The organism is Flavobacterium psychrotolerans, assembly GCF_003097635.1.
Classification (GTDB): Bacteria; Bacteroidota; Bacteroidia; order Flavobacteriales; family Flavobacteriaceae; genus Flavobacterium; species Flavobacterium psychrotolerans.
Genome location: NZ_QCZI01000001.1, coordinates 97,535 through 122,580 on the forward strand (window position 1 = coordinate 97,535; position 25,046 = coordinate 122,580).

General features: G+C 34.4%; 25 protein-coding genes. 17 read left to right on the forward strand and 8 right to left on the reverse strand.

Annotated features, from left to right (window positions below):
* Positions 1-18: 18 nt before the first annotated feature.
* Positions 19-801: a tetratricopeptide repeat protein gene (locus tag DB895_RS00410; protein WP_116723367.1), complete on the reverse strand. Its 783-nt coding sequence runs from the start codon at positions 799-801 to the stop codon at positions 19-21.
* 241 nt (positions 802-1,042) lie between these two features.
* Here DB895_RS00410 and recF point away from each other — a divergent pair, with 241 nt between their 5' ends.
* The 11 genes from recF to gap all read left to right on the forward strand — a co-directional run bounded on the left by recF (position 1,043) and on the right by gap (position 12,433).
* Positions 1,043-2,122, forward strand: coding sequence for a DNA replication/repair protein RecF (recF, locus tag DB895_RS00415; RefSeq protein WP_116723368.1), 1,080 nt, complete (start codon positions 1,043-1,045; stop codon positions 2,120-2,122).
* 46 nt (positions 2,123-2,168) lie between these two features.
* The gene (locus tag DB895_RS00420; RefSeq protein WP_116723369.1) at positions 2,169-2,864 is read left to right on the forward strand and encodes a thioredoxin domain-containing protein; all 696 of its coding nucleotides are present in this window, start codon (positions 2,169-2,171) and stop codon (positions 2,862-2,864) included.
* Between the two features lie 6 nt (positions 2,865-2,870).
* On the forward strand, positions 2,871-3,542 hold the full coding sequence (locus tag DB895_RS00425; RefSeq protein WP_116723370.1) for a DUF2461 domain-containing protein: 672 nt from the start codon (positions 2,871-2,873) through the stop codon (positions 3,540-3,542).
* Positions 3,543-3,549: 7 nt separating this feature from the next.
* A complete protein-coding gene (locus DB895_RS00430; protein WP_116723371.1) occupies positions 3,550-4,623 on the forward strand; it encodes a glycosyltransferase family 4 protein in 1,074 nt (357 codons plus the stop codon).
* 1 nt (position 4,624) lies between these two features.
* Complete coding sequence (gene asnB / locus DB895_RS00435) at positions 4,625-6,496, forward strand: asparagine synthase (glutamine-hydrolyzing) (protein WP_116723372.1); 1,872 nt, start codon at positions 4,625-4,627, stop codon at positions 6,494-6,496.
* 62 nt (positions 6,497-6,558) lie between these two features.
* Positions 6,559-7,572, forward strand: a complete 1,014-nt coding sequence (gene murB, locus DB895_RS00440; protein ID WP_116723373.1) for a UDP-N-acetylmuramate dehydrogenase — start codon at positions 6,559-6,561, stop codon at positions 7,570-7,572.
* Positions 7,573-7,745: 173 nt separating this feature from the next.
* Complete coding sequence (locus DB895_RS00445) at positions 7,746-8,852, forward strand: glycosyltransferase (RefSeq protein WP_116723374.1); 1,107 nt, start codon at positions 7,746-7,748, stop codon at positions 8,850-8,852.
* On the forward strand, positions 8,843-9,394 hold the full coding sequence (locus DB895_RS00450) for an RNA polymerase sigma factor (RefSeq protein ID WP_116723375.1): 552 nt from the start codon (positions 8,843-8,845) through the stop codon (positions 9,392-9,394). The genes DB895_RS00445 and DB895_RS00450 overlap by 10 nt, the downstream gene beginning before the upstream one ends.
* Before the next feature lie 123 nt (positions 9,395-9,517).
* Positions 9,518-10,330: an energy transducer TonB gene (locus tag DB895_RS00455; RefSeq protein WP_116723376.1), complete on the forward strand. Its 813-nt coding sequence runs from the start codon at positions 9,518-9,520 to the stop codon at positions 10,328-10,330.
* Between the two features lie 203 nt (positions 10,331-10,533).
* A complete protein-coding gene (lipA, locus tag DB895_RS00460; RefSeq protein WP_116723377.1) occupies positions 10,534-11,433 on the forward strand; it encodes a lipoyl synthase in 900 nt (299 codons plus the stop codon).
* A gap of 4 nt (positions 11,434-11,437) precedes the next feature.
* Positions 11,438-12,433 carry a type I glyceraldehyde-3-phosphate dehydrogenase gene (gene gap, locus DB895_RS00465; RefSeq protein WP_116723378.1) on the forward strand — a complete coding sequence of 332 codons (996 nt, stop codon included), beginning with the start codon at positions 11,438-11,440 and terminating at the stop codon, positions 12,431-12,433.
* Positions 12,434-12,571: 138 nt separating this feature from the next.
* Here the strand turns inward: gap and DB895_RS00470 are convergent, their stop codons facing one another.
* Positions 12,572-13,384 (reverse strand): purine-nucleoside phosphorylase, encoded by an 813-nt coding sequence (locus DB895_RS00470; protein ID WP_116723379.1) that lies wholly within the window; start codon positions 13,382-13,384, stop codon positions 12,572-12,574.
* The gene (gene lpxK / locus DB895_RS00475) at positions 13,356-14,375 is read right to left on the reverse strand and encodes a tetraacyldisaccharide 4'-kinase (protein WP_116723380.1); all 1,020 of its coding nucleotides are present in this window, start codon (positions 14,373-14,375) and stop codon (positions 13,356-13,358) included. Before lpxK ends, DB895_RS00470 begins: the two co-directional genes overlap by 29 nt.
* 177 nt (positions 14,376-14,552) lie before the next feature.
* Here lpxK and DB895_RS00480 point away from each other — a divergent pair, with 177 nt between their 5' ends.
* The 4 genes from DB895_RS00480 (at position 14,553) to rluF (ending at position 18,474) form a co-directional block, all read left to right on the forward strand.
* Positions 14,553-15,647 carry a Nif3-like dinuclear metal center hexameric protein gene (locus DB895_RS00480; protein WP_116723381.1) on the forward strand — a complete coding sequence of 365 codons (1,095 nt, stop codon included), beginning with the start codon at positions 14,553-14,555 and terminating at the stop codon, positions 15,645-15,647.
* 5 nt (positions 15,648-15,652) lie between these two features.
* Positions 15,653-16,432: a zinc ribbon domain-containing protein gene (locus tag DB895_RS00485; protein WP_116723382.1), complete on the forward strand. Its 780-nt coding sequence runs from the start codon at positions 15,653-15,655 to the stop codon at positions 16,430-16,432.
* 178 nt (positions 16,433-16,610) lie between these two features.
* On the forward strand, positions 16,611-17,474 hold the full coding sequence (locus tag DB895_RS00490) for an alpha/beta fold hydrolase (protein WP_243694604.1): 864 nt from the start codon (positions 16,611-16,613) through the stop codon (positions 17,472-17,474).
* Positions 17,475-17,661: 187 nt separating this feature from the next.
* Positions 17,662-18,474 (forward strand): 23S rRNA pseudouridine(2604) synthase RluF, encoded by an 813-nt coding sequence (gene rluF, locus DB895_RS00495; protein ID WP_116723384.1) that lies wholly within the window; start codon positions 17,662-17,664, stop codon positions 18,472-18,474.
* Positions 18,475-18,557: 83 nt separating this feature from the next.
* Here the strand turns inward: rluF and DB895_RS00500 are convergent, their stop codons facing one another.
* The 5 genes from DB895_RS00500 to ffh all read right to left on the reverse strand — a co-directional run bounded on the left by DB895_RS00500 (position 18,558) and on the right by ffh (position 23,405).
* The gene (locus DB895_RS00500; RefSeq protein ID WP_116723385.1) at positions 18,558-19,940 is read right to left on the reverse strand and encodes a DUF4153 domain-containing protein; all 1,383 of its coding nucleotides are present in this window, start codon (positions 19,938-19,940) and stop codon (positions 18,558-18,560) included.
* A gap of 53 nt (positions 19,941-19,993) precedes the next feature.
* Positions 19,994-20,290: a winged helix-turn-helix domain-containing protein gene (locus DB895_RS00505; protein WP_116723386.1), complete on the reverse strand. Its 297-nt coding sequence runs from the start codon at positions 20,288-20,290 to the stop codon at positions 19,994-19,996.
* An 8-nt stretch (positions 20,291-20,298) separates the two neighbouring features.
* Positions 20,299-20,913: a hypothetical protein gene (locus tag DB895_RS00510; protein WP_116723387.1), complete on the reverse strand. Its 615-nt coding sequence runs from the start codon at positions 20,911-20,913 to the stop codon at positions 20,299-20,301.
* A gap of 163 nt (positions 20,914-21,076) precedes the next feature.
* A complete protein-coding gene (locus tag DB895_RS00515; RefSeq protein WP_116723388.1) occupies positions 21,077-21,970 on the reverse strand; it encodes a bifunctional 5,10-methylenetetrahydrofolate dehydrogenase/5,10-methenyltetrahydrofolate cyclohydrolase in 894 nt (297 codons plus the stop codon).
* Between the two features lie 85 nt (positions 21,971-22,055).
* Positions 22,056-23,405, reverse strand: a complete 1,350-nt coding sequence (gene ffh / locus DB895_RS00520; RefSeq protein WP_116723645.1) for a signal recognition particle protein — start codon at positions 23,403-23,405, stop codon at positions 22,056-22,058.
* Positions 23,406-23,722: 317 nt separating this feature from the next.
* Between ffh and DB895_RS00525 the strand changes: the two genes are divergently transcribed.
* Together DB895_RS00525 and DB895_RS00530 are read left to right on the forward strand one after the other, a co-directional pair.
* Positions 23,723-24,247: an ankyrin repeat domain-containing protein gene (locus tag DB895_RS00525; protein ID WP_166426911.1), complete on the forward strand. Its 525-nt coding sequence runs from the start codon at positions 23,723-23,725 to the stop codon at positions 24,245-24,247.
* Positions 24,248-24,272: 25 nt separating this feature from the next.
* Entirely contained in the window at positions 24,273-25,031 is a 759-nt protein-coding gene (locus DB895_RS00530; protein ID WP_116723390.1) for a T9SS type A sorting domain-containing protein, read from the forward strand.
* The last annotated feature ends 15 nt before the right edge of the window (positions 25,032-25,046 follow it).

Here is a 25,046-nt window from a genome sequence, read left to right on the forward strand (position 1 = left end):
CAGAAATCTAAAATCTATTTATTGGGCTAAACCAATCAAAGCATCAATATTTGAAGCCTCTGGAGTGCTTTCAAATTTTTCTTTTATATCGGTAAAATATTTCAAGGCATCTGCTTTGTTTCCAAGAGCCAGACTCGTTTGTCCTGCTTTTAGTAAAAAACGTGGGGTCGTGAAATCGTTTTTATTCATTTCTGATGCTTTAATATAATTTTCTAAAGCTTCTTTAGGTTGGTTCTTTTGAGAATACGCATCTCCGATGGCTCCAACAGCCAAAACACTTAAAACAGCATCTTTCGATTTGAATTTTTCTAAGGAAGCAATCGCCTCGTCATATTTTCCTGTGTTCAAATAAGCAATCCCAGCATAGTAGTTCGCTAAGTTTCCTGCATCAGTACCTGAAAATTTTTCGGCAATATCTTTGAAACCAAATTTACCTTCAGCGCCTTTTAATGACAAGTTAAATAGAGAGTCGCTTTTGGTTCCGTCCACCGCTTTTTGGAAATTTTGCTGTGCTTCAAACATTTCATTTGCCGCTTCATCCTCTTTAGGTTGTGCAACAAATTTTTGATACATTAAATATCCAACGGTAACTAGGGCAATGGCTGCTACAACGCCAAAAATATATTTTTGGTTTTTAGCAACAAATTCTTCCGTTTTTGAAGCGGTTTGATCCAAAGAATTAAAAACACCTGCCGTTGTGCTATCTTTCTCATCTACTTTTACATCTTCAATGAAATTAGTATCTAACTTTTCTTCTTTTTCTTTTGGAGTTTTGTAACCTCTTTTATTATACGTTGCCATTTATTTTAAATTAGTGAGCCGCAAAAATAAAATATTTATTCAAACCCACATAAAAAATATGGTTTTATATTCAAATAAAAGTATCCTTATTTCAAAAAAAGAGGTTCTTTCTTTCTAAATTTAAACTTTTATCAGAGAAAAAGACTAAAAGCCACTTTTATCGGTATTTTTTCAATAATTTGCAGGCGCTAAAAATTTAATATCCAATTCTAAAAGTTTTCACAATCAGCAAGGCCTGTCGATGTATTTAAAAACCATTTCTTTATTCAATTATAAAAATTTTTCGGAAGCCAGTTTCGAGTTTGATACCAAAATTAATTGTTTTGTGGGTAAAAACGGCATTGGAAAAACGAATGTGCTTGACGCTATCTACCATTTATCCTACGGAAAAAGCTATTTCAATCCTCTGGCACTTCAAAACATCAAACACGGGGAGGAATTTTTTGTGATTGATAGTGAATTTAAAAAAAACGATAGAACCGAACAAATTGTTTGCAGTTTAAAGAAAAATCAGAAAAAAATTCTGAAACGCAATGGCAAGCAATACGAAAAATTTTCAGACCACATTGGGTTCATTCCATTGGTGCTTATTTCGCCAGCCGACCGGGATTTGATTGTGGAAGGAAGCGAAACGAGACGAAAATTCATTGACAGCGTGATTTCGCAGTTAGACGCCCATTATTTGCAAGAACTTATCCAATATCAGAAAATCCTAAACCAACGCAATGCTTTGTTAAAGTATTTTGCTTTGAACCATGTTTTTGAAAACGATACTTTATCTATATATAACGAGCAGTTGAATGGTTTGGGACACCGTATTTTTGAAAAGAGAAAGCAGTTTCTGGAAGATTTTATTCCCATTTTCAACCAGCACCATCAAGCAATAACGGGATCGGAAGAAACGGTACAATTGGTCTATGAAAGCCAATTGTATGAAAAAAACCTACTAACCCTTTTACAGGAAAACATCAATAAGGACCGTGCTTTACATTATACTTCTGTCGGAGTGCACAAAGACGATTTGTCATTTGAAATAGATCATTATCCCATCAAAAAATTTGGTTCGCAAGGGCAGCAAAAATCATTCCTAATTGCACTGAAATTAGCGCAGTTCGAATTTGTAAAAAAACAATCGGGCGTGAAACCCATTTTATTGTTTGATGATATTTTTGACAAATTGGACGAAACTCGCGTGGGAAAAATCATAGATATGGTCAATAATGATATCTTTGGACAATTGTTCATTTCCGATACGCATCCGGAACGTACCGAAGCGATTGTAAAACTGACCCATCAGAGTTATAAAATATTTAATCTGTAGTATCACTGAAATTTGTAATTTTGCGTAATTGTAAATTGTGTAAAAAATGAAATCACATCTTTTGACATTGCTTTTCATTAGTTTCTTGTCTGTTAGCTGCAAAGGGCAAACTGCCAATATTGAAACCATTCCACCAACAGTTTTTGCAGAAAAAATCAGCACAACCCCGAATGCTCAGATTCTTGATGTGAGAACTCCTGAAGAATATGCCAAGCAGCACTTGGATCATGCTGTAAATGTGAATTGGAAAGGGAATGACTTTGTGGAAAAAGCAGACAAATACAACAAAACAAAACCTGTTTTTGTATATTGTTTGAGTGGCGGAAGAAGCAAACAGGCAGTTGCAAAACTGCAAGAATTGGGCTTTACCACGATTTATGAATTACAAGGTGGTATTCTAAAATGGAATTCGTCCGAAATAGATGTTCCCAGTGATAAAATCATTGGAATATGCCCTCAGGAATATAACGATTTGTTGAAATCTGACAAAAAAATCCTCGTTGATTTTTATGCAGAATGGTGTGCTCCTTGTAAAAAAATGGCGCCTTACCTGACAAAAATGCAAACCGAAATGGCTGATAAAGTAGTTATTGTTCGTCTGAATGCCGACGAGAATAAAACGATGCTAAAAGAACTGAAAATTGATGAACTTCCTACGTTGATTCTTTATGAAAACAAGGAAATTAAATGGAAACATTCCGGGTACATCAGCGAAGAAGATTTGAAAAAACAATTGCAATAATTATTTATGCTTTCAAAAAATACCATACAATTTCTTGAGGATTTAAAGGCAAATAACAATCGGGAATGGTTTTTAGCCAATAAAAAACGCTACGAAGAATATAAAAAAGACTACTACCAATTGATAGGTGACTTTCTTGAGGTTATGAAACCAAAGGATGCCTCTTTAGAAATGTTGCAGATTAAAAATTGCACTTTTCGAATCAATCGAGACATCCGTTTCTCAAAGGACAAATCCCCTTATAAATCCCACATGGGTATTTGGATGAACACCAATTCCAGTGGTATAAATGCTCCCGGATATTACATTCATATCGAAAAAGGAAAGAGTTTTGTAGCTGGGGGATTGTATTCGCCAGAAGCCTCTGATTTAAAAAAAATACGCAAAGAAATTGCCTTCTTCCATGAAGATTTAGAGGAGATTGTAAATGACAAAAAATTCAAAACTTATTTTAGTGGTTTGGATCGAAACGAAACCAATTCGCTAAAAAACGCCCCTAAAGATTTTGAAAAGGACCATCCGGCTATCGAATTTTTGAAACTAAAAAGCTTTACCGTTTCAACAAAAATTGATGACGCAATGCTATTTGACGCTAATTTTGTTGCATCAACAGCCGAAAAACTCATCACTTTAAAACCTCTAATTGATTTTCTAAACCGTGGGTTGGACTCCGAGTAATACTATCATGAAAACAAACAAAAGAAAAATACTTTTCCTCGGAGAAACCTACAGAGCAGACGCCATCACTTGGATGAATGGGCTGAAGGAATTTGGCGATTTTGAAATTGTGACTTGGGAATTAAAAACCCCAAGTTGCGGAATCATCAATCGAGTAATCCGCCTTTTTGAATACACTTTAGCACTCTCTAAAATTAAAAAGATAATAGCGTCTTACAAACCCGAAATGGTCATTGCAGAAAGAACAACCAGTTATGGTTTTCTTGCCGTTTTAACGGGAATCAAACCCGTAGTTATTGCCCAACAAGGCATCACTGATTTATGGCCTTCAAGTTCCATCTTACTTCCTTTAAAGAGAAAAATTCAAGATTATGCTTTTAAAAAAGCAGATTTAATTCACGCTTGGGGTCCCGTCATGACCGTTTCTATGAGAAAAGCTAAAGTGGACATGAATAAGGTTTTGGTTTTAGCAAAAGGAATCGATTTATCTGCTTTTGAAAATAAAAATACAGCAAGTATTTCAAAAATAAATGCTATTGTTACCCGTTCTTTATCTCCTGAATACCGACACGATGTTATTATAAAATCATTTGCCATTTTGCATGGGAAAGGATTTGATTTTGAACTTACCATTGTTGGAGATGGAGTACAATTGTCTACTTTGAAAGAATTGGCAAAGACATTACAAATTGACACCAAAATTAATTTTACCGGAAAAATTCCTAACACTCAATTGCCCCAATTGTTACAACAATCTAATTTTTATATCAGCATGCCAATAACAGAAGGCGTATCTGCCTCTCTATTTGAGGCGATGGCTACTAACTGCTATCCCATAGTAACTGATATTCCCGGCAATCAGAGTTGGATTAGGCACCGAGAAAACGGACAACTAATTGCAGTTGATGATTACAAAATGTTGGCATCAGAACTCATTTGGGCCAAAGAAAATCCTGCTTTAAGAAATGAAGCTATAGAAAAAAATCGAAAATTTGTGGAAGAAAATGCAGATTATAAAATCAATATGAAAATTATTGCTGACCGCTACCATGAATTGATAAAAAATACTAAAAAAAATTAGCATGTGCGGAATTAACGGAATTTTGCATTTGCAAACGCAAAAGAAAGTAGATGAACGTATTTTAACCAGAATGCGTGATTCACTTGAACATAGAGGGCCTGATGATAAAGGGGTATTCATTGAAAATAATCTTGGCCTAGGTCATAGAAGACTTTCCATTATTGATGTTTCTTCAAGAGGACACCAACCCTTCCTTTCTGGTGATGGAAGGTATGTTATGGTTTACAATGGTGAAATCTACAACTTCAAGGAATTTTATCCTGAACTAAAAAGCAATGGTTTTGATATCAGAACAAACTCTGATTCGGAAGTATTATTGAAATTATTCCAACTCTACGGTCTTAAAATGCTCCCTCGATTGAACGGAATGTTTGCCTTTGCGGTGTGGGATAGAACCGAAAAAAAGCTAACTGTTGTAAGGGATCGAATGGGTGTTAAACCTTTGTATTACTCCTTCCATAACACAACATTTTATTTTGGATCTGAACAAAAAGCACTTTTCACAGCAGGAGTTCCTTTAAAAATTGCTCAAGATGGGCTGGGAGAATACATTTTCAATAGGTTTGTAGCTGGGGAAAACACATTATATGAAAATGTAAAAAAAGTATTGCCCGGATATAGCATGACCATTCATGAAAACGGGAAAGTCAATACTGAAAAATGGTGGGATCTGAAGAGTGAAATTCAAAACCATACCAAAATCAAAAACCCTTTGGAATGGTTCAAAACTACTTTCGATGATTCTGTTCGATTGCGAATGGTTAGTGATGTACCTGTTGGCGTATTGTTGAGTGGAGGATTAGATTCGTCTTCAATTTTGGCTTCATTACATGAACAAAAATATAACGATTTACAAACTTTTAATATTGGTTTTAAAGAGGCCGAACATAACGAATCACATTTAGCCAAAAGGTTATCTGAAAAATTCGGTTATGGTTTTCACACCATGCAGTTAGAAAATGATCTCCTTTATGATAAGTTGATAGCCTCAACCTATTTCCAAGACGAACCCATAATGCATTTAAGTGAACCCCATATTTTAGCACTATCACAATTGGCAAAACCTTCTGTAAAAGTACTTCTTTCTGGAGAAGGTGCCGATGAAATGATGGGCGGCTACGTTCGCTATAAAGCCTTGCAATACCCCTCATTATTGAATTCGATAGCAGCAATTGGTCATTTGGATTTCTTTTCCAAGAAACCGCGTTATGAAAAATTAGTTCGTTATGCACAAATCAAAAACAATCAGGATTTAGTGATGTATAACAGTTCTAATATTTACCCAAATGACATTGCAAATACTTTTGGAATTAATAGCGTACCAAAAAATGAATACAGAAAGGAAATCTATGAAGATGCAAAATCATTGTACCCCAAAAATTTAAGAAGACAAGCATTATATTTTGACCAGCACACCTATCTGTGCTCCCTTTTAGATCGAAATGACCGCTGTACCATGGGGGCTTCCGTTGAATGCCGAGAACCATTTTTAGATCCGAGATTAATTTCAGGTTTAGGCTCCTTAAATGACGAATGGCTATTTACTGGTAAAAAAGGGAAATTTATTCTAAAATCGGCCATGCAAAAAAAATTACCTGAAGAAATTTTGAAATTTAAAAAGGTAGGTTTAAGTGTGCCTTGGGGAGATTATATCATAAAAAGTCCTGTATTCAAAGATGAATTAGACTCTTTTTCGAGAAGCCCAATATTTGAAATGCCCTATTTTGAAAACATTAATGCTGCAAAATTAGTTCAAAACTTGCAAAAAGGTGATGCGAAAATGATTCCATATTTCATGCCCTTATTTATGATGCACATTTGGATAAAAAATTATGCAACCGGTTTTTCTCCCGTTTTAGATTTAATATCGTAGATGGAAATTATCGCCGTAAATTTAAAATCTTATTTTAAAAATTGATTCATTCAACCTATTTTATGGAAATTCACACTGATTTTTCTCTTAAAAATTACAACACTTTTGGCATCGAGGCTAAAGCGAAACAGTTTATATCGATTCATTCTAACGATGAACTGAAAACTATTTTACAACAATACCCAAACGATGAGAAATTCATTTTAGGAGGTGGAAGCAACATGTTATTGACAAAAGACATTGAGGCGTTAGTGATTCATGTTGATTTGAAAGGAAGAAAAATCATTAATGAAAATGAAGATTCCGTTTGGGTCGAAAGCCAGGCGGGTGAAAACTGGCATGAATTTGTACTTTGGACCATTAATCAAAATTTTGGAGGATTAGAGAACATGTCGCTCATTCCCGGGAATGTTGGAACAACTCCTGTCCAAAATATTGGGGCTTATGGAACAGAAGTTAAAGACACCTTTATTTCTTGCCAAGCAATGGAAATTAGTACCCAAGAAACGAAAACTTTCACTAAAGATGATTGTCATTTTGGGTATCGGGAAAGCATATTCAAAAACGAAGCTAAAAACCGATATATAATCACATCTGTTGTCTTTAAACTGACCAAAAAAAACCATAAAATCAATATCTCTTATGGGGATATTTCAACAGAATTAATAAAAAGCAACATCACGAATCCAACGCTAAAAGACGTGAGTAACGCCGTAATTGCAATACGTAAAAATAAATTACCCGATCCAAAAGAATTGGGAAACAGCGGTAGTTTTTTTAAAAATCCAATTCTTCTAAAAACCGATTTCCAAAAAATTCATCAGCAATTTCCCGAAATGAAATACTATGATGTTTCTGAGACCGAAGTCAAAGTGCCTGCTGGTTGGCTTATTGAACAAGCCGGTTTTAAAGGAAAACGCTTTGGCGATGCAGGAATCCATAAAAACCAAGCATTGGTTTTAGTAAATTATGGCCATGCAACAGGCCAAGAAATTTTGAATGTTTCAAGAAATATTCAAGAAACAATTTTGGGCACTTTCGGAATTCGTATTGAAGCAGAAGTGAATATAATTTAGAAATAAGTGTTCGTATTCATACCTCGTGACTAAAAAACCGAAACGCTGTTGCTAAAACAAAAGCCTTTTTAAGCTATCCTAGATATATTTTTTAACAAAATATACTAACTTAATCCTTAATTCATAATTGAATTTGTACCTTTGCAGACGATTTTAAAAGACAATTAGCGTATATGTTGACCATTACTTTTTATCTGTTTATCGTTGTCATTGCGATTCAATTTTTTTATTATCTGATTGTTTTTGGGAAATTTGCCTATGCAAAAACACAAAAAAGCAATCCGAAAAAGATTCCTGTTTCCGTTATTGTTTGTGCCAAAAATGAGGCAGAAAACATAGTTAAATTCGTACCTCTTTTAGCCGAACAGGATTACCCCGATTATGAAATTGTACTTATTGACGACGCATCAAGTGACGAAACTTTGGAAATTTTTGAAGCATTTGAAAAACAATACCCTAACATTAAGTTGGTTAAAGTAAAAAACAACGAGGCATTTTGGGGGAACAAAAAATTTGCATTAACTTTAGGAATCAAAGCGGCCAAAAAAGAATATTTATTGTTTACGGACGCCGATTGTTACCCTACCTCAAAAGACTGGATTAAGGAAATGAGCTCTCATTTTACACTTCATAAAACCATTGTCTTGGGTTATTGTGCTTATGAAAAAATAGCGGGTTCCTTTCTAAACAAAATTATTAGGTTTGAAACCATGCTTACTGCCGTTCAATATTTTTCTTGGGCAAAAATGGGGCATCCCTACATGGGCGTTGGCCGAAATTTAGCCTATAAAAAGGAAGAATTTTTTAATGTAAATGGATTTATTGATCATATGAAAATTCGTTCTGGAGATGATGATTTGTTTATTAATCAAGCAGCAAAAAGAAAAAATACCACGATTTGTTTTTCGCCAGAAAGTTTCACTTATTCAAAGCCAAAAACAGCATTCAAAGAATGGTTTGACCAAAAACGAAGACATGTTTCTACGGCAGCCTTTTACAAACCCTTTGACCGAATGCAATTGGCAATGTTTTACGGATCGCAATTGTTATTTATTTTATTGCCAATCATATTATTATCTTTTCAATACCAATGGATTGCCGTATTGGCATTGATTGGATTTCGCTATCTATTCACATGGATTACACTTGGGTTTTCGTCAGGGAAACTAAAAGAAAAAGATGTCATGTATTGGTTTCCAATAATTGAAATTGTACTTGTCTTCGCGCAATTGAATATCTTTTTAACTAATCTGTTTTCGAAACCCGTACATTGGAAATAAAAAAAAATATTGAAAAGGCAAAAAAAGGCGATCAAGTCGCTTTCACTTTTCTGTTGGATTTTTACTGGAATGAAGTCTATGGCTTTATGCTAAAACGTACCGAAAATGAAACAGATGCTGAAGACATTGCCATTGAAACGTTCTCCAAGGCATTTGACAAAATAGCCACCTACAATCCCGAATTTCAATTCAATACATGGCTGATTGCAATTGCAAAAAACGTGCATATCGATTTACTTCGAAAAAAAAAATCATCCCTTTTTATAGATTTTACGGACGAAGAAGACAATCAGGCTTACAATGTTGCCGACACAACCCCTTCGGCGGAAGACGAATTGATTACCGAACAAAATTTATCGCAATTGCTCCAGTTCATTAAAGAATTAAAACCACACTATCAGGAAGTGATTCAATTACGTTATTTTCAGGAATTAAGTTACCAAGAAATCGCCGAACAGTTGGGAGAACCATTGAATAATGTAAAAATTAAACTGCTTCGTGCTAAAAAACTATTGGCGGAAATCATTCAGAATAAAAGATAATTTATTGATTCAATTTCCAAGAATCCAAAAATCCTCACAATAAAACAAAAAACTTGCACGTTATGAATTAAAACAACGAGCGCTTATGATTTGACTGATACTTAACCATTAAACTATTATATTATGTCAAAATTAAGTATTTATGAAAACCGTTGGATCAATCTCGTTTTCGAAGGAAAAAACAAGGAATACGGAGCCTATCAATTAAGACAGGAAAGCGAAAAAACAACGTTACTTGCGTTTTTTATGGGGTTGTCACTTATTGCAAGTCTTATTAGTATTTCAGTACTTATCAATTTTTATATAATTCCTAAAAAAATGGAAATTGAAGTTCCTGATTACACAAACATCAAAATTTTATTGAGTAATATTAGACCCAACATTCCTAAAGAACCTAATAAATATATAGTTCCTATTGAAAAAAAATCGACGGGAAATTTAATTACGAAAGACCAACTTGTAAATCCAGTTATAATAAAATCAATTGCTACCAGTCCAATTATTGAAAAAAACACGGATGATCTTATTGCAAACGACCCCACTACAATTGAAACAAACACAACTAATACGAATACAACGGGTACAGGAATTGAAACTGCTCCTTCTGATACTGGAACCACCGTTAATACTACCGAAACATTAGATAAACTTCCTGAATTTCCTGGTGGAGTTGGTAAATTTTATTCATTTGTAGGAAAAAATTTTGAGAAGCCAGAACTCGATGATATGGGAACAATTCGTATTTATGTGTCTTTTGTGATTGAAAAAGATGGAAGCATGACGGATATACAGGTTGAAAGAGATCCCGGTTATGGGCTAGCTAAAGAAGCGATTAGAGTTTTGAAATCGTTAAAAACGAAATGGGCTCCAGGAATGATCAAAGGGAAAGCAGTGAGAACAGCCTACAACTTGCCAATTATTGTCCAAATGCAGTAGCAATAATTACCCCATTGTGCCTCCAATTCATTGACTAAAAAGGCAACATTTAGTTGCTTTTTTAATATTCAGTTTTCCCGTTTCTAAAAATTCCATTTCTAAAATGACCAAGTATCTCCTCTTAAAAAAATCATAAATCAGAAATAGACATTCATCATTCTTCAATCTACTTTACTTATCTTTGCCTTGCAAAAATTGTCATTATGGAAACCGTTTTAGAGAATACATTGCCTGTTGGAACCCGAGGTGAAGCCGGATTGAGCGGAGCTAAACCAAAATGGTTAAAGGTAAAATTACCGATTGGCCAGAAATATACGGAGCTTCGAGGCTTGGTGGATAAATACAGTTTGAACACGATATGCACTTCTGGAAGTTGTCCAAATATGGGGGAATGCTGGGGAGAAGGCACGGCAACGTTCATGATTTTAGGCAATATCTGTACTCGTTCTTGTGGATTTTGTGGTGTGAAAACCGGAAGACCAGAAACCGTGGATTGGGATGAACCCGAAAAAGTGGCGCGTTCCATTAAAATCATGAATATTAAACACGCTGTAATTACGAGCGTGGATCGGGACGATTTGAAAGATGGCGGTTCTATTATTTGGATAGAAACCGTGAAAGCTATTCGGAGAATGAACCCAAGCACCACTTTAGAAACATTGATTCCTGATTTTCAAGGCATAGAAAGGAATATAGACCGAATTGTTGAAGCCAATCCAGAAGTGGTTTCACATAATGTGGAAACCGTTCGCAGATTGACTCGCGAGGTTCGAATTCAGGCAAAATACGACCGAAGTTTGGAGGTATTACGGTATTTAAAAGAAAAGGGAATCAACCGAACAAAATCGGGAATTATGTTAGGATTGGGCGAAACGGAAGAAGAAGTAATTCAGACTTTACACGATTTACGCAATGCGAATGTTGATATTGTTACCATTGGCCAATATTTACAACCCAGCAAAAAACATTTACCCGTGAAAGAATATATCACGCCCGACCAGTTTGAAAAATATGAGAAAATAGGTTTAGAACTAGGTTTTCGACACGTTGAAAGCGGTGCTTTAGTTCGCTCTTCCTATAAAGCGGCCAAACATATACTATAAAAACTTGAAAACAAGAATTGCGATTAACGGATTTGGAAGAATTGGACGGAATTTATTTCGATTGCTCTTGAATCATCCTACCATTGAAGTCATTGCCATTAATGACATTGCCGACAACAGAACGATGTCTCATTTAATTAAATACGATAGCATTCATGGAGTTTTGCCTGAAGAATGTTCCTATGATGATACTTCGATTTGGGTTGGTGGCAAACAATACCATTTTTTTCATGAGAAAAATATTTTTAATCTGGATTGGAAAACTTTAAATATTGACCTTGTTGTAGAATCCACGGGAAAATACAGGACTTTTGAAGAAATAAACGTACATATTTTGGCTGGAGCCAAGAAAGTGATTCTTTCGGCGCCTTCAGAAGTGGATTCAATTAAAACGGTGGTTTTGGGTGTAAATGAATCTATCTTAGATGGGACAGAAACCATCATATCCAACGCAAGTTGCACTACCAATAATGCTGCACCAATGATTAAGGTTATTAGCGAATTATGCGGTATTGAGCAGGCTTACATTACCACGGTTCACTCCTATACCACTGACCAAAGTTTACATGACCAGCCCCATAAAGATTTGCGCCGTGCTAGAGGTGCCAGCCAATCGATAGTACCAACTACAACTGGCGCTGCAAAAGCATTGACAAAAATATTCCCTGAATTTGAAGGGAAATTTGGAGGTAGCGGTATTCGGGTTCCAGTCCCTGATGGTTCACTTACCGATATTACTTGTTACGTAAAACGTGAGGTTTCAATTGATGAAATTAACGCCGCTTTTAGTAAAGCAGCCCAAAATGAATTGAAAGGGATATTAGCGTATACCGAAGACCCAATCGTATCGGTGGACATCATTGGAAACCCCAACTCCTGCCTTTTTGATTCCCAATTGACTTCTGTAATTGATAAAATGGTTAAAGTTGTCGGATGGTATGATAATGAGATTGGATATTCTTCTCGAATTATTGATTTGATTACTTTGATACAAAAGTAAAATCAAAGCAGTTGATCCTAAAATACAATTGACTAAAAAAAATTATGGCACTACTTTTATAATTTCACACAGAATTGAAAATTACTATAAAATTGTAAAAGTAGTGCCATTGATGCACCATTTTAAGTTCAATAAATTTTAATAGTGCTTAATCAGTTCCCCTATCAAATTCCTAACGAATGGTTCTGCCTTAGCCGCGGCTTTTAAGACTTCCTCGTGGTTAACCTCTTCAATATTTTCTTCATCCCCCATATCGGTAATAACCGAAATTCCAAAAGTTTCCATTTCCATGTGACGGGCCACTATTACCTCTGGAACAGTTGACATTCCAACACAATCGGCACCAATATTTTTGACCATTTTATATTCGGCCAAGGTTTCAAAAGTAGGACCTTGTAAACCTAAATATATTCCGTCATGCACTTCAATTGCTAATGCTTTTGCAATTTCTTTAGCTTTAACTATCATATTTTTGCTGTAAGGCTCACTCATATTTACAAAACGTGGACCAAAACGTTCGTCGTTTTTCCCATGTAAAGGATGCTCGGGCATCATGTTGATGTGGTCTTTGATAATAACTATGGATCCCACTTCATAATTAGGATTTACCCCTCCTGAAGCATTCGAAACAACTAACTTTTGTACCCCTAGAAATTTCATGACACGAACCGGAAAAGTCACTTCTTTCATATCATACCCTTCATAGAAATGAAATCGTCCTTGCATGGCTACTACTTTTTTATCGCCAATAGTTCCAAAAACTAAAGCTCCCTTATGTCCCTGAACCGTAGAAACCGGAAAATTAGGAATATCTGTATAAGGTAATGTGTATTCTATTTGAATGTCCTCTGTAAAACCTCCGAGTCCGGATCCTAGAATGACTCCATATTCAGGAGTAAAATTGGTTTGCGATTTTATAAAACTAACTGTTTCTTGTACTTGTTCCCACATAATTTAAAATTGTTTTGTCAAAATTATCACCACCTGAAATAAATGAAGTTTTAATAGGTAAATAAAAAAGTTGCCTTTCTAAAATGCTCCCTTTTAAACGCACATAATCCTTTTCAGTTGTAATAATTATATTGTTTTTAGCTTGTTTTTTAATATGTAAAATATCCTCTTCCGTAAAATGATGATGATCTGAAAAAGTCAAAATTACATCGTTTTCGTTCTGCAAATATGCGAAAAATGATTTAGGTTTTGCAATTCCTGCCAAAAGTAATTTATTGACATTTTTGATTTCACTCACTTTTATGGCTTCATTTGAAGAATAAACATAATCTTCATAAGTTATTACACTAAAAAAAAGTGGTTTGTCCACGCCTATTCTTCGCCTAATTTTATCTTGTGCAAGTTCCGAAATTTTTTTGGGGCATTTTGTGACAATTATCATATTAGCTCTTTTTGCTCCACTCCTGCTCTCTCGTAAATTACCAGTCGGCAAAATAAAATCATCGCAAAACAAATCATCATAGGCCGTCAAAAGTATATAGAATCCTGCTTTTACTTTACGGTGCTGAAAAGCGTCATCCAGTAAAATAATATCTGGACTTTCGTTTAATGAAATCAGTTGTTCAATTCCGTTTTTCCTGTCCGCATCAACAGCAACGATTATGTCAGGGAATTTTTTATAAAACTGAAAAGGTTCATCGCCAATGGTAATTGCAGTTGAAGTTGTATCCGCTAAAACAAACCCCTTGGACTGTCTTTTATACCCTCGGCTTAAGGTGGCAATTTTGTGTTTATCAGAAAGTAATCGGATTAAATATTCTATTTGCGGCGTCTTTCCAGTACCACCAACGCTTAAATTTCCTACAGCAATTACGGGCATATCAAAGGAATATGATTTCAAAATTCCAACATCAAAAAGGAAATTCCGGAATCGGGTAATACAACCGTATAAAACAGCAAATGGAAACAATATTTTTCGTAAGAAAATCATTTTACGAAAGTATAATAAATTATCTTTATAAAAAAAGTTGATTTGTTTATTCGTTAATTTGTTGAATCAAAAAAGTCTAACCCCATGAAATCGCCACTAATAAAACGTTTGTTGTAAACAAACACCAATAAATAAAGGGCGATACCATATATGACCACTAACAAATAAATTTTATATATGAAAATAAAAGAAATTATTTCTGTATTAGAAGAAATGGCACCACTCGCCTATGCAGAAGATTTTGACAATGTTGGCCTATTGGTTGGAAATCAAGAAACCGAAGCTACAGGAATTCTGGTTTGTCACGACGCATTAGAAAATGTAGTTGACGAAGCCATTGCAAAAAAATGCAACCTAATCGTTTGTTTTCATCCCATCGTTTTTTCGGGTTTAAAGAAAATTACGGGCAAAAATTACGTCGAGCGAGTAGTGATTAAAGCCCTAAAAAATGATATTGCCATTTATGCCGTTCACACTGCGCTAGACAACCATCAGGAGGGCGTGAATAAAATATTCTGCGAAGCACTGGGGCTGGTCAAAACCAAAATACTTATTCCGAAACCCAATTTTATCCGAAAATTGGTGACTTATACCATTCCCGAAAATGCGGAAGAAGTTCGAAATGCACTATTTGATGCAGGCGCAGGAAATATCGGAAACTATGAAAATTGCAGTTTCAACTCCAAGGGAATTGGAACTTATATGGGTAACGAGCATAGCAATCCTGAAATTGGGTCTCGTTTTGAATTTGTTGAAGGAGATGAAATTAAAATTGAAGTCACTTTCGAAAAACATTTAGAAAGTAAAATTTTGAAAGCCCTTTTCAGCAAACACGTATACGAAGAAGTGGCCTATGAAATTTACGAATTGCAAAATGCTCATCAAAACATTGGTTTGGGAATGATTGGCGAACTAAAAACGCCAATGACCGAAAAAGACTTTTTACTATTTGTAAAAGAAAAGATGCAAGCTGATGGTATTCGGCATTCGCAATTTACCGAGAAACCTATAAAAAAGGTAGCTGTCCTTGGCGGTTCAGGAAGTTTTGCTATAAAAAATGCGATAGTTGCCGGCGCAGATGCTTTTTTAACAGCCGATTTGAAGTATCATAATTTTTACGAGACTGAAAATCAGATGATTTTAGCAGATATTGGACATTTTGAAAGCGAACGTTATACAAAAAATTATATTGTTGATTATCTTCGGAAAAAAATTCTTAATTTTGCAATCATTTTATCAGAAGAAAATACAAATCCTGTTAAGTACTTATAAAGATTATGGCGAATACAAAAGAATTAAACGTTGAAGAAAAGTTAAGAGCATTGTACGATTTACAATTAATTGACACTCGAATTGACGAAATCAGAAATGTAAGAGGGGAACTTCCTTTAGAAGTAGAAGATTTAGAAGACGAAGTTGCTGGTTTAAGCTCACGTAATGAAAAACTGAAACAAGATTTAGAGCATATTGAAGAGCAAATTAAAGCAAAAAAAATTGCTATTGATGACTATCAGGCTTCAATAAAAAAATACACGAAACAACAAGATAGTGTTCGTAACAATAGAGAATTTAACTCTTTAACAAAAGAAGTTGAGTTTCAAGAACTTGAAATCCAATTGGCCGAAAAGCAAATTAAAGAGATGAAAGCTTCTATGGAGCACAAAAAACAAGTGATTGCTGAGTCTAAAGAAAGACTGGAAGCGAAATCAAACCACTTGAAACATAAAAAAGCGGAGTTAAGTGACATCATGTCTGAAACCCAAAAAGAAGAAGCTTTTTTGTCTGAAAAATCAGCTGAATACGAAGTCTTAATTGAGCAACGTTTGTTAGCCGCCTACAAAAGAATTCGTGGCAGTGTACGTAACGGTTTAGCAGTTGTTTCTATAGAAAGAGGAGCGTCTGCAGGATCTTTCTTTACCATTCCGCCACAAACTCAAGTAGAAATTGCCGGTAGAAAAAGAATCATTATTGATGAGCACTCCGGAAGAATTTTAGTAGACAGTTCACTTGCTGAAGAAGAAAAAGAAAAAATGGAAAAGTTATTTTCTAAATTTTAATTATATTTAAGCCACGCCAAGCGTGGCTTTTTTATTATGAAATTGCTATTAACAACCAGTTTGCACCAGCAATTGAATAATCATCGAACTCTGATGAAAATAAAATATTGTGAGATAAACACCAATGAGTGTAAAGTGACCCGAACTAGCAAAGCATACCATATGTGACCTATAAAAAATGAAATTTACACATATGAAAAACATCTCTCATTTTTTATTCACAAAATCTATCGGGTTATACATAAACCTTTTGAGTTTTATATATCTTAAAAAAGCATCACAACTGGCTTACGCCTTTTTTAGTGAGCCAAGGACAGGAAAGTTATCTAAGAAAAACCTCCCCGAAATACTCAAAGAAACGTATCCCGAAACCTTTCTACATGAGAATCAAACCTTTCAGACCTATACATGGAAAGGAAATGACACTATAATATTGCTAGTTCACGGATGGGAAAGTAACGCCTCCCGATGGGAAAACATACTGCCATACCTAAAAAAATCTGGAAGTACTATCATCGCTCTTGACGGTCCGGCACACGGATTATCAAGCGGTAAAGAATTCAGCATACCAAAATATGTCGAATTAATAAATGTGGCTGTAAAAAAATTCCAACCGCAATACCTCATCGGCCATTCCATGGGTGGGAAAGCCTGTTTGTATTACCAATCTCTTTATCAAAATGTTGCAGTTCAAAAAATGGTAATACTGGGATCTCCTAGTGATTTCAGAATTATCCTTAACAATTACATCGCCTTATTGAGCCTGAATATAAAGATTTTAAAAGCACTGGAAGACCATTATCTCAATCATTTTAAATTACAAATAGACGATTTCTCAGGGCAACTTTTCGCATCCAAAATAATAACAAAAGGCTTAATCGCCCACGATATTGATGATACTGTAGTTTCATTTGAAGAAGGAAAAAAAATTGCCCGTTCCTGGAAAAACTCCCGTTTTATAGAGACAAAAGGTCTAGGACATAGCATGCACGACGAGGATTTATATAATAAAATAGTCCGTTTTTTATTTGAAGCAGAATAGTTTGGGCTTATTTAATAAATGCTTCCTCCTGCTCTCGCCTTTATCCACGAGATTGCTCCGTGCCTCGCAATGACGTGGGATATCGGCTCCATCAGGGCTAAAGACCAAAATTAGGAATACTTATAATTTTTCTAATTTCCAATCCTTAAACTTCCTGACCTATTTTCAAAATGATTACTTTTACAAAATGGAAGAAAATCTAAAACGCCTCAATAAATTCATCGGAGAAACTGGGTTTTGTTCCCGCCGTGAAGCCGATAAAATCATTGAAGAAGGTCGCGTAACCATCAACGGAATCATTCCGGAATTGGGAACAAAAGTTTCCCCAGAGGATGAAGTACGCATAGACGGCAAGCTAATTCGAGAAAAAAATGAGAAACCCGTATATCTCGCCTTCAACAAACCGGTTGGAATAGAATGTACCACTAATCTGGACGTTCATAACAATATTGTGGATTACATCAATTATCCAAAACGTATTTTCCCCATCGGCAGATTGGACAAAGCCAGCGAAGGTTTGATTTTCATGACCAATGACGGCGATATTGTGAATAAAATTCTACGTGCCAGAAACAACCACGAAAAAGAATATACCGTGACAGTTAACAAACCCATAACCGATAGATTCATCGAACGGATGGGAAATGGAGTTCCTATTTTAGAAACCATTACCCGAAAATGCAAGGTGGAACAAATCAGTAAATACACGTTTAAAATCATCTTAACGCAAGGGTTAAACCGTCAGATTCGTCGTATGTGCGAGTATTTGGGCTCTGAAGTGACGGCCTTAAAACGCATCCGAATAATCAACATTTCATTGGATGTCCCCGTTGGTCGCTACCGGGATTTAACCGATGCCGAAATAAAAGAATTGAATCAATTAATTGAACCTTCCAGCAAAACCGAAGAAGCGAGCTTACCTAAAACCGAACCCACAAAAAGAAGAACGGAATTTATAAAAAGAGATGATCCTAGATATAAGAAAAAAGGAGATTATTGATTTTTATTTCCATAAAAACACCCCCAAATAGTTAGTGTCTAACTTTTTGGAGGCAGTCTATTTCTTGGGATTTTTGTTTTAGTCTATTCAACCTTTAAACTTTCATAATATAAAGCCTTAGAAAGAAAACTTATATTTTTTTTGTTTTTAACATTTTGCTTTATGTAATTCAATTTTTCAGTTTCATCTGGTTTCAAAGAAAAATATTCCATACAACTCACCTCGTTAAAATTTAAACTTATCAAAAATTCAGAATCAACTCCTTTGTTAACCGAAATATTGTAGACCGTAACCATATTTCCCCAATTTACAAAACTGCATAAAAGTATAGTTCCATAAAAATACCAAACCATGTGATTAATGAGATAGGCATTTGTTTTTTGCTTATAAATTTTCAGGAACGTAAAAAACAATCCGATAATAGCTAATATAAGAAAAGCATAAACACCTAGTCTTTTATAAGTTAATCCAAAAATCGAAACATATTCCGAGTTTTTTATTATTGTACTTAGTATTAATAAGCCATTTAATATTATCCAAATTTGGGATAACAATTTCAGTTTTTTTGCCTTTGCATCAAAATTAAACCCATTTTTAAAATAAAACAACATCACTCCAACCGCCATAACTATTGAAAAAATCACAGCATTGACCCTTTCGTGTATCGCTGAACTTAATGTAACCGTTTCATTTTCCTGAAAAAATTGTTCATAATTGTAGGTTGCAATAAAAACTAAAAGCAAGCAATTTAAGAGTAGCATAGTAATCTCACCACTTTTTCTTTCAAAGTCAAGTTCCAGAAACTCAAAAGTTTGTTTCTGTACCTTTCTACTTGCTTCATTAAAATCATTGTCTAATTTCGAATTAATATCATAAAAAAATTGCGGCACCCAATAATTCCAGAAAGTGAATGAAATATAGAAACCTAAACTCCCGATTAAAACAACTTCAAATAGATCCAAATCTAAAGTGTAATTTGTAAACAATCCCGAAAAATGTTCGCTACCAAAAGAATAAATAGTATAAAACGCAATAATAAATAATGTCGGAATTAAAAAAAACGCAATTAGTTTTTTAACCAAAACATTATCGGTTCTTCTCTTTGGAAGCCATTGACTAAACTGAAATATTCTCACAATTGAAGAAAACTGATTAATAAATACAACAGGGATAGATTGTATGATTTTTAGTTTTGGATCCTGAGTTTTGAATTGTAAAAAAATTAATGAAAAAACTAGGGCTAAAAAAGAGGCAAAATCACCATACCAAGCAAAAGCCGAACATGATAGGATAGTTGAAATCATCAAAACCCAATTGGAATTGTCGATAAATCGACTTCTAAAAAAATAGCAAATCAATCCTGAAAGCGATAGCCCAAAGACGGCAAGATTAAGCCCTACTGACTCATTGTAAAAAAGCAGTGTAAAAATAGTACTGCTGGCTAAAATTAAATGGTGTTTTTTCATAATTGTAGAATTAAAAGTACTTTGTATTTCAAAGTATTTAGATAAAAAAATATTTAGTTATTCGATTTCATTAATTTTTCTAAGTTATTCAAATGTTCCATAAAAGCCGCTCTACCTCTATTGGTAACTCGATAAGAAGTTCTTGGTTTTTTGCCGATAAACTCTTTTTTTACTTCAATATATTCCGCCTTTTCCATAGCTGAAGAGTGACTCGCCAAATTACCATCGGTAATATTCAATAAAGATTTCATCTCTGTAAAATCTATCCAGTCATTAACCATTAGAATAGACATAATACCCAATCTAACACGACTTTCAAAATCTTTATTTAATTTATCTATGATCCCCATGCAGATGGTTATTTATATTTTTTGAACATTATCAATCCGTATAGAATATGCAAAATTCCAAATCCAATAACCCAAAAAACAAGTCCATATCCAAGGTGAAAAAGAGAAATACAACCCAAAATAATTTCACAATAACCTAAATATTTCACATCTGAAAAAGTATACTTTTCTGCATTAATAAGTGCTAATCCATAGAATAATAAGGTAGATGGTGCGATAAAAGCAAATAAATGATGGTATAAAAGCGCTACACAAAACACTCCACCTACAAATAGTGGAACTGCCAAATTCAATAACATGTTTTTGGTTGCATTTGTCCAAAAAGGCAAATCATATTTTTTACTTTTTCTATATGTAAAAAAAGTTCCAAATGCTAAAGCTAAAATTAAAACTGCCAAAGCAATAAAAAATAGTTCAACAATTAAATCATGATTGTAATATTTTTGCTTACCATCAAAATATTCAATTCCATTATCTTCAAATAATAGATAAGCGCAAATGCCTCCCACGGATGCAGAGACTCCTGCAAACACTCCTGAAAGGCCACTTAACGAAATAAATCTTGAGGAGCGTTCCATCATGGAACGAATATGTGATAAATCCTCTTGATGCTTTTTATTCATATAAAGTACTTTGTAATACAAAGTTATATTATATTTTTACATAACAAAATATAAACTGGTATTTTTTCATGTAAATTAATTAAACCTTCAAATAAAAAAGGGAGAATCCGAGATATAAGAAAAAAAGGAGATTATATAAAAAACTAAATTTAGTTTAGGTATTTTATCTATTTAAGGGGGTCACTTTTCTTAATTTTCTAGCCAACAATGTGTTTTTCAACAACATGGCGATTGTCATTGGCCCTACCCCACCAGGAACGGGAGTAATATAAGATGCTTTCTTGCTCACGCTTTCAAAATCGACATCACCAGTAATGACATAGCCTTTTTCGTTGGTAGTATCGGTTAATCGCGTAATACCCACATCAATTACTACTACACCCTCTTTTACCATGTCGGCTTTTAGATAATTGGGAACACCTAATGCCGTTATGATAATGTCAGCCGTTTTTGTATATTCTTCAATATTTTTAGTGTGACTGTGCGTAAGGGTAACCGTAGAATTTCCAGGGTAGCCTTTTCTTCCCATCAGGATACTCATAGGTCGGCCAACAATGTGACTCCTGCCAATAATAACCGTATGCTTCCCTTGCGTTTCAATTTTATAACGTTCCAATAATTGCAAAATACCGAACGGTGTTGCAGGGATAAAGGTTTCCATATCCAGTGCCATTTTACCAAAATTTGTTGGATGAAAACCATCCACATCTTTGTCAGGATCAATAGCCATTAGAATTTTTTGTTCGTCAATATGTTTCGGCAACGGCAACTGAACTATAAATCCATCCAAATTGTCATCTTCATTCAATTCTTTAATTTTTTCAAGTAATTGAGATTCCGTAATATCTTCAGGTAAACTTACTAAAGTTGATTCAAAACCAATTTGCTGACATGACCGTACTTTACTTCCTACGTAGGTTAAACTGGCTCCATTATTCCCCACAATTACGGCTGCCAGATGAGGAACTTTCGCCCCATCAGCTTTCATCTTTTGAACTTCTACAGCAATTTCATTTTTGATATCTTCCGCAGTTTTTTTCCCATCTAGTAGTTGCATTCTCTATAGTTTAAAATATTGTTGTGTTGTTATATAAAAATAAAGGTTTAAAATTCCAAGTGAAACTTTAAACCTTAAACAAATATTATCTCATTCCTGGCATACCACCCTTCATTCCTCCCATCATCTTCATCATATTCTTTCCGCCGGGACCTTGCATCATTTTCATCATTTTACTCATTTGGTCAAATTGCTTCATCAATTGGTTTACTTCTTCGACTTTTCTTCCCGCTCCTTTGGCAATTCTATTTTTTCTTTTGACATCAATTATGGATGGCTTACTTCGTTCTGTAGGTGTCATCGAATAGATTATTGCTTCAATATGCTTGAAAGCGTCATCTTCAATCTCAATATCTTTCATGGCTTTAGAAGCACCAGGAATCATGCCTACTAAATCTTTCATATTACCCATTTTCTTTACTTGCTGAATTTGAGTAAGAAAATCATCAAAACCAAATTCATTTTTCGCGATTTTCTTTTGAATTTTTCGAGCTTCATCTTCGTCGAATTGCTCTTGTGCTCTTTCCACTAATGAAACGACGTCACCCATACCCAAAATACGTTCGGCCATACGAGAAGGATAAAACACATCGATAGCATCCATTTTCTCACCTGTCCCAACAAATTTAATCGGTTTGTTTACTACCGATTTAATCGAAATTGCTGCCCCACCGCGGGTATCACCATCTAATTTGGTAAGGATTACACCGTCAAAATTCAGTCTGTCGTTAAATGCTTTGGCAGTATTCACAGCATCTTGACCCGTCATGGCATCTACAACAAATAAAGTTTCATGTGGCTGAATAGCTTTATGGACATTGGCAATTTCGGTCATCATCTCCTCATCAACGGCAAGACGACCTGCAGTATCGACAATAACGACATTATATCCTTTTTCTTTGGCATACTTTATGGCATTAACCGAAATTTCTACGGGGTTGTTATTCCCTATTTCAGAATAAACCTCTACTCCTATTTGATCTCCAACCACATGCAACTGATTGATAGCCGCAGGTCTATAAACGTCACAAGCCACCAAAAGCGGATTTTTGTTCTTTTTTGTTTTTAGGAAATTGGCTAATTTCCCTGAAAAAGTAGTTTTTCCAGAACCTTGCAAACCTGACATTAAAATCACGGTTGGGTTTCCGGAAAGATTCAAACCCGCAACATCTCCTCCCATTAATTCGGTTAGTTCATCTTTGACTAACTTCACCAAAAGTTGTCCTGGTTGAAGCGTTGTTAAAACGTCCTGACCAATGGCTTTTTCTTTAACTTTAGCAGTAAAATCTTTTGCGATTTTAAAATTGACATCGGCATCTAGTAAGGCACGACGAACTTCTTTTAAGGTTTCTGCTACGTTTATTTCGGTGATTTTTCCATGACCTTTTAGGACATGAAAGGCTTTATCTAATTTATCGCTTAAATTGCTGAACATGGTGTTGAATTTATTTGACTCTGAATTTATTTCAGAACGAAGCGCAAATTTAAGCATTTGATTTTGAAGTTTTGTTGTATTAGAAATAAAAAAAATCCGATAATCTCCTTATAGCATTCGACTTTTTCTGTAAAAAATTAAACCAAAATTAATCTGAACTGCATTTTTACTTATTATTTTATTCGTATTTTCGCATACAAAAAAACCACAACTAACTGATAAAGAACACCTGCTTTCAAAAAGTGCAAATAATTAATTATTAAGGTAGGGTTTTGCGTTTAAAGTTTGTTTAAATTCAAATCGCAATAAATAAAGTAATGATGAAAAGAATTGTTATAATTGTATTCGTATTTTTTACTTGTGGTTCTCTTTTTGCACAGGGAAATAATGTTTTCGATATTGCCAGAAAAGGAACTTTAACAGAAATGAAAAGTTTATACAAAAAACATCCCCAGTTAATAAACACGACTGATGACAGGAAATCAAGTCCACTGATTTTAGCATGTTACAGGACAAATGTTGACGTAGCTATGTTTTTGGCCGATAATGTAAAAGATATCAATTATAATTCAGGAATGGGAAGTGCTCTAATGGCAGCAGTTATGTCCGGAAACATACAAATTGTTAAAAAATTGATTGATGTTAAGGCCGACTTGAACCAATCTGACTTCCAAGGAAAAACCGCGTTGATATATGCTGTTTTTTTTAATAAAAATGATATTGCTAAACTATTAATTGAAGCCGGCGCAAATAAAAACGCGAAAGATAGTGATGGAAAAACAGCTCTTGATTTTGCTAATTTTAATAAGAATACCGAATTAATAATCCTTTTAGAAAAATAAAAACAACCAATAAAAATCAAAAAAAATGAAAAAAATCTACTCTTTACTAATAATGCTGACAATAATAAACTTGTCCTATGCGCAAGAGAAAGAAACTGCCCTAACCACTATTGGATCAATGAAAGTAAAAATAAACTTACATAAAGGAAACTCAACTGCAACCATAACACTAATAGGCCCTTCAAACAAGTGGTTATCTGTAGGTTTTAATACAACTTCGATGACTTCTAATACGGATTGTTTTACCTATGGCACATCACTATTAGATCAGTTTCTTCCTGGAGGTCATAGTGCTGCAATTACTGATCCAACCCAGAATTTAACATTAGTAAGCAATGTAGTTGTGGGCACAACCAGAACAGTTGTTGCTACCCGACCTTTTAGTACTAGTGACTCAAAAGATTTCACTTTTAATTATGCTTCAAATTCCATCAACATTATTTATGCAGTAGGACCGTCAACAAACGTGTCCAGTCAGCATTCAACATTTGGAAGTAAAACACTTACTTTTACTACACTTGGAACAGAAGATTTCGCCTCTTTAGACAAAATAAGCATTTCTCCAAACCCTTCAAACGGCATTTTTAATATCACTAAAAACAACGCAATTCAAATTTCAAAAATCAGAGTTTTTGATACCAACGCGAAATTATTAAAAGAAATAAATACTAATCTTGATAATCCAATTAACGCAGTAGATTTGTCAGAATTGTCAAAAGGTATGTATTTCATTGAAATTTCAAACAAAGAAGACAAAACCGTTAAAAAAATAGTACTAAAATAAATACTTATTTAAATT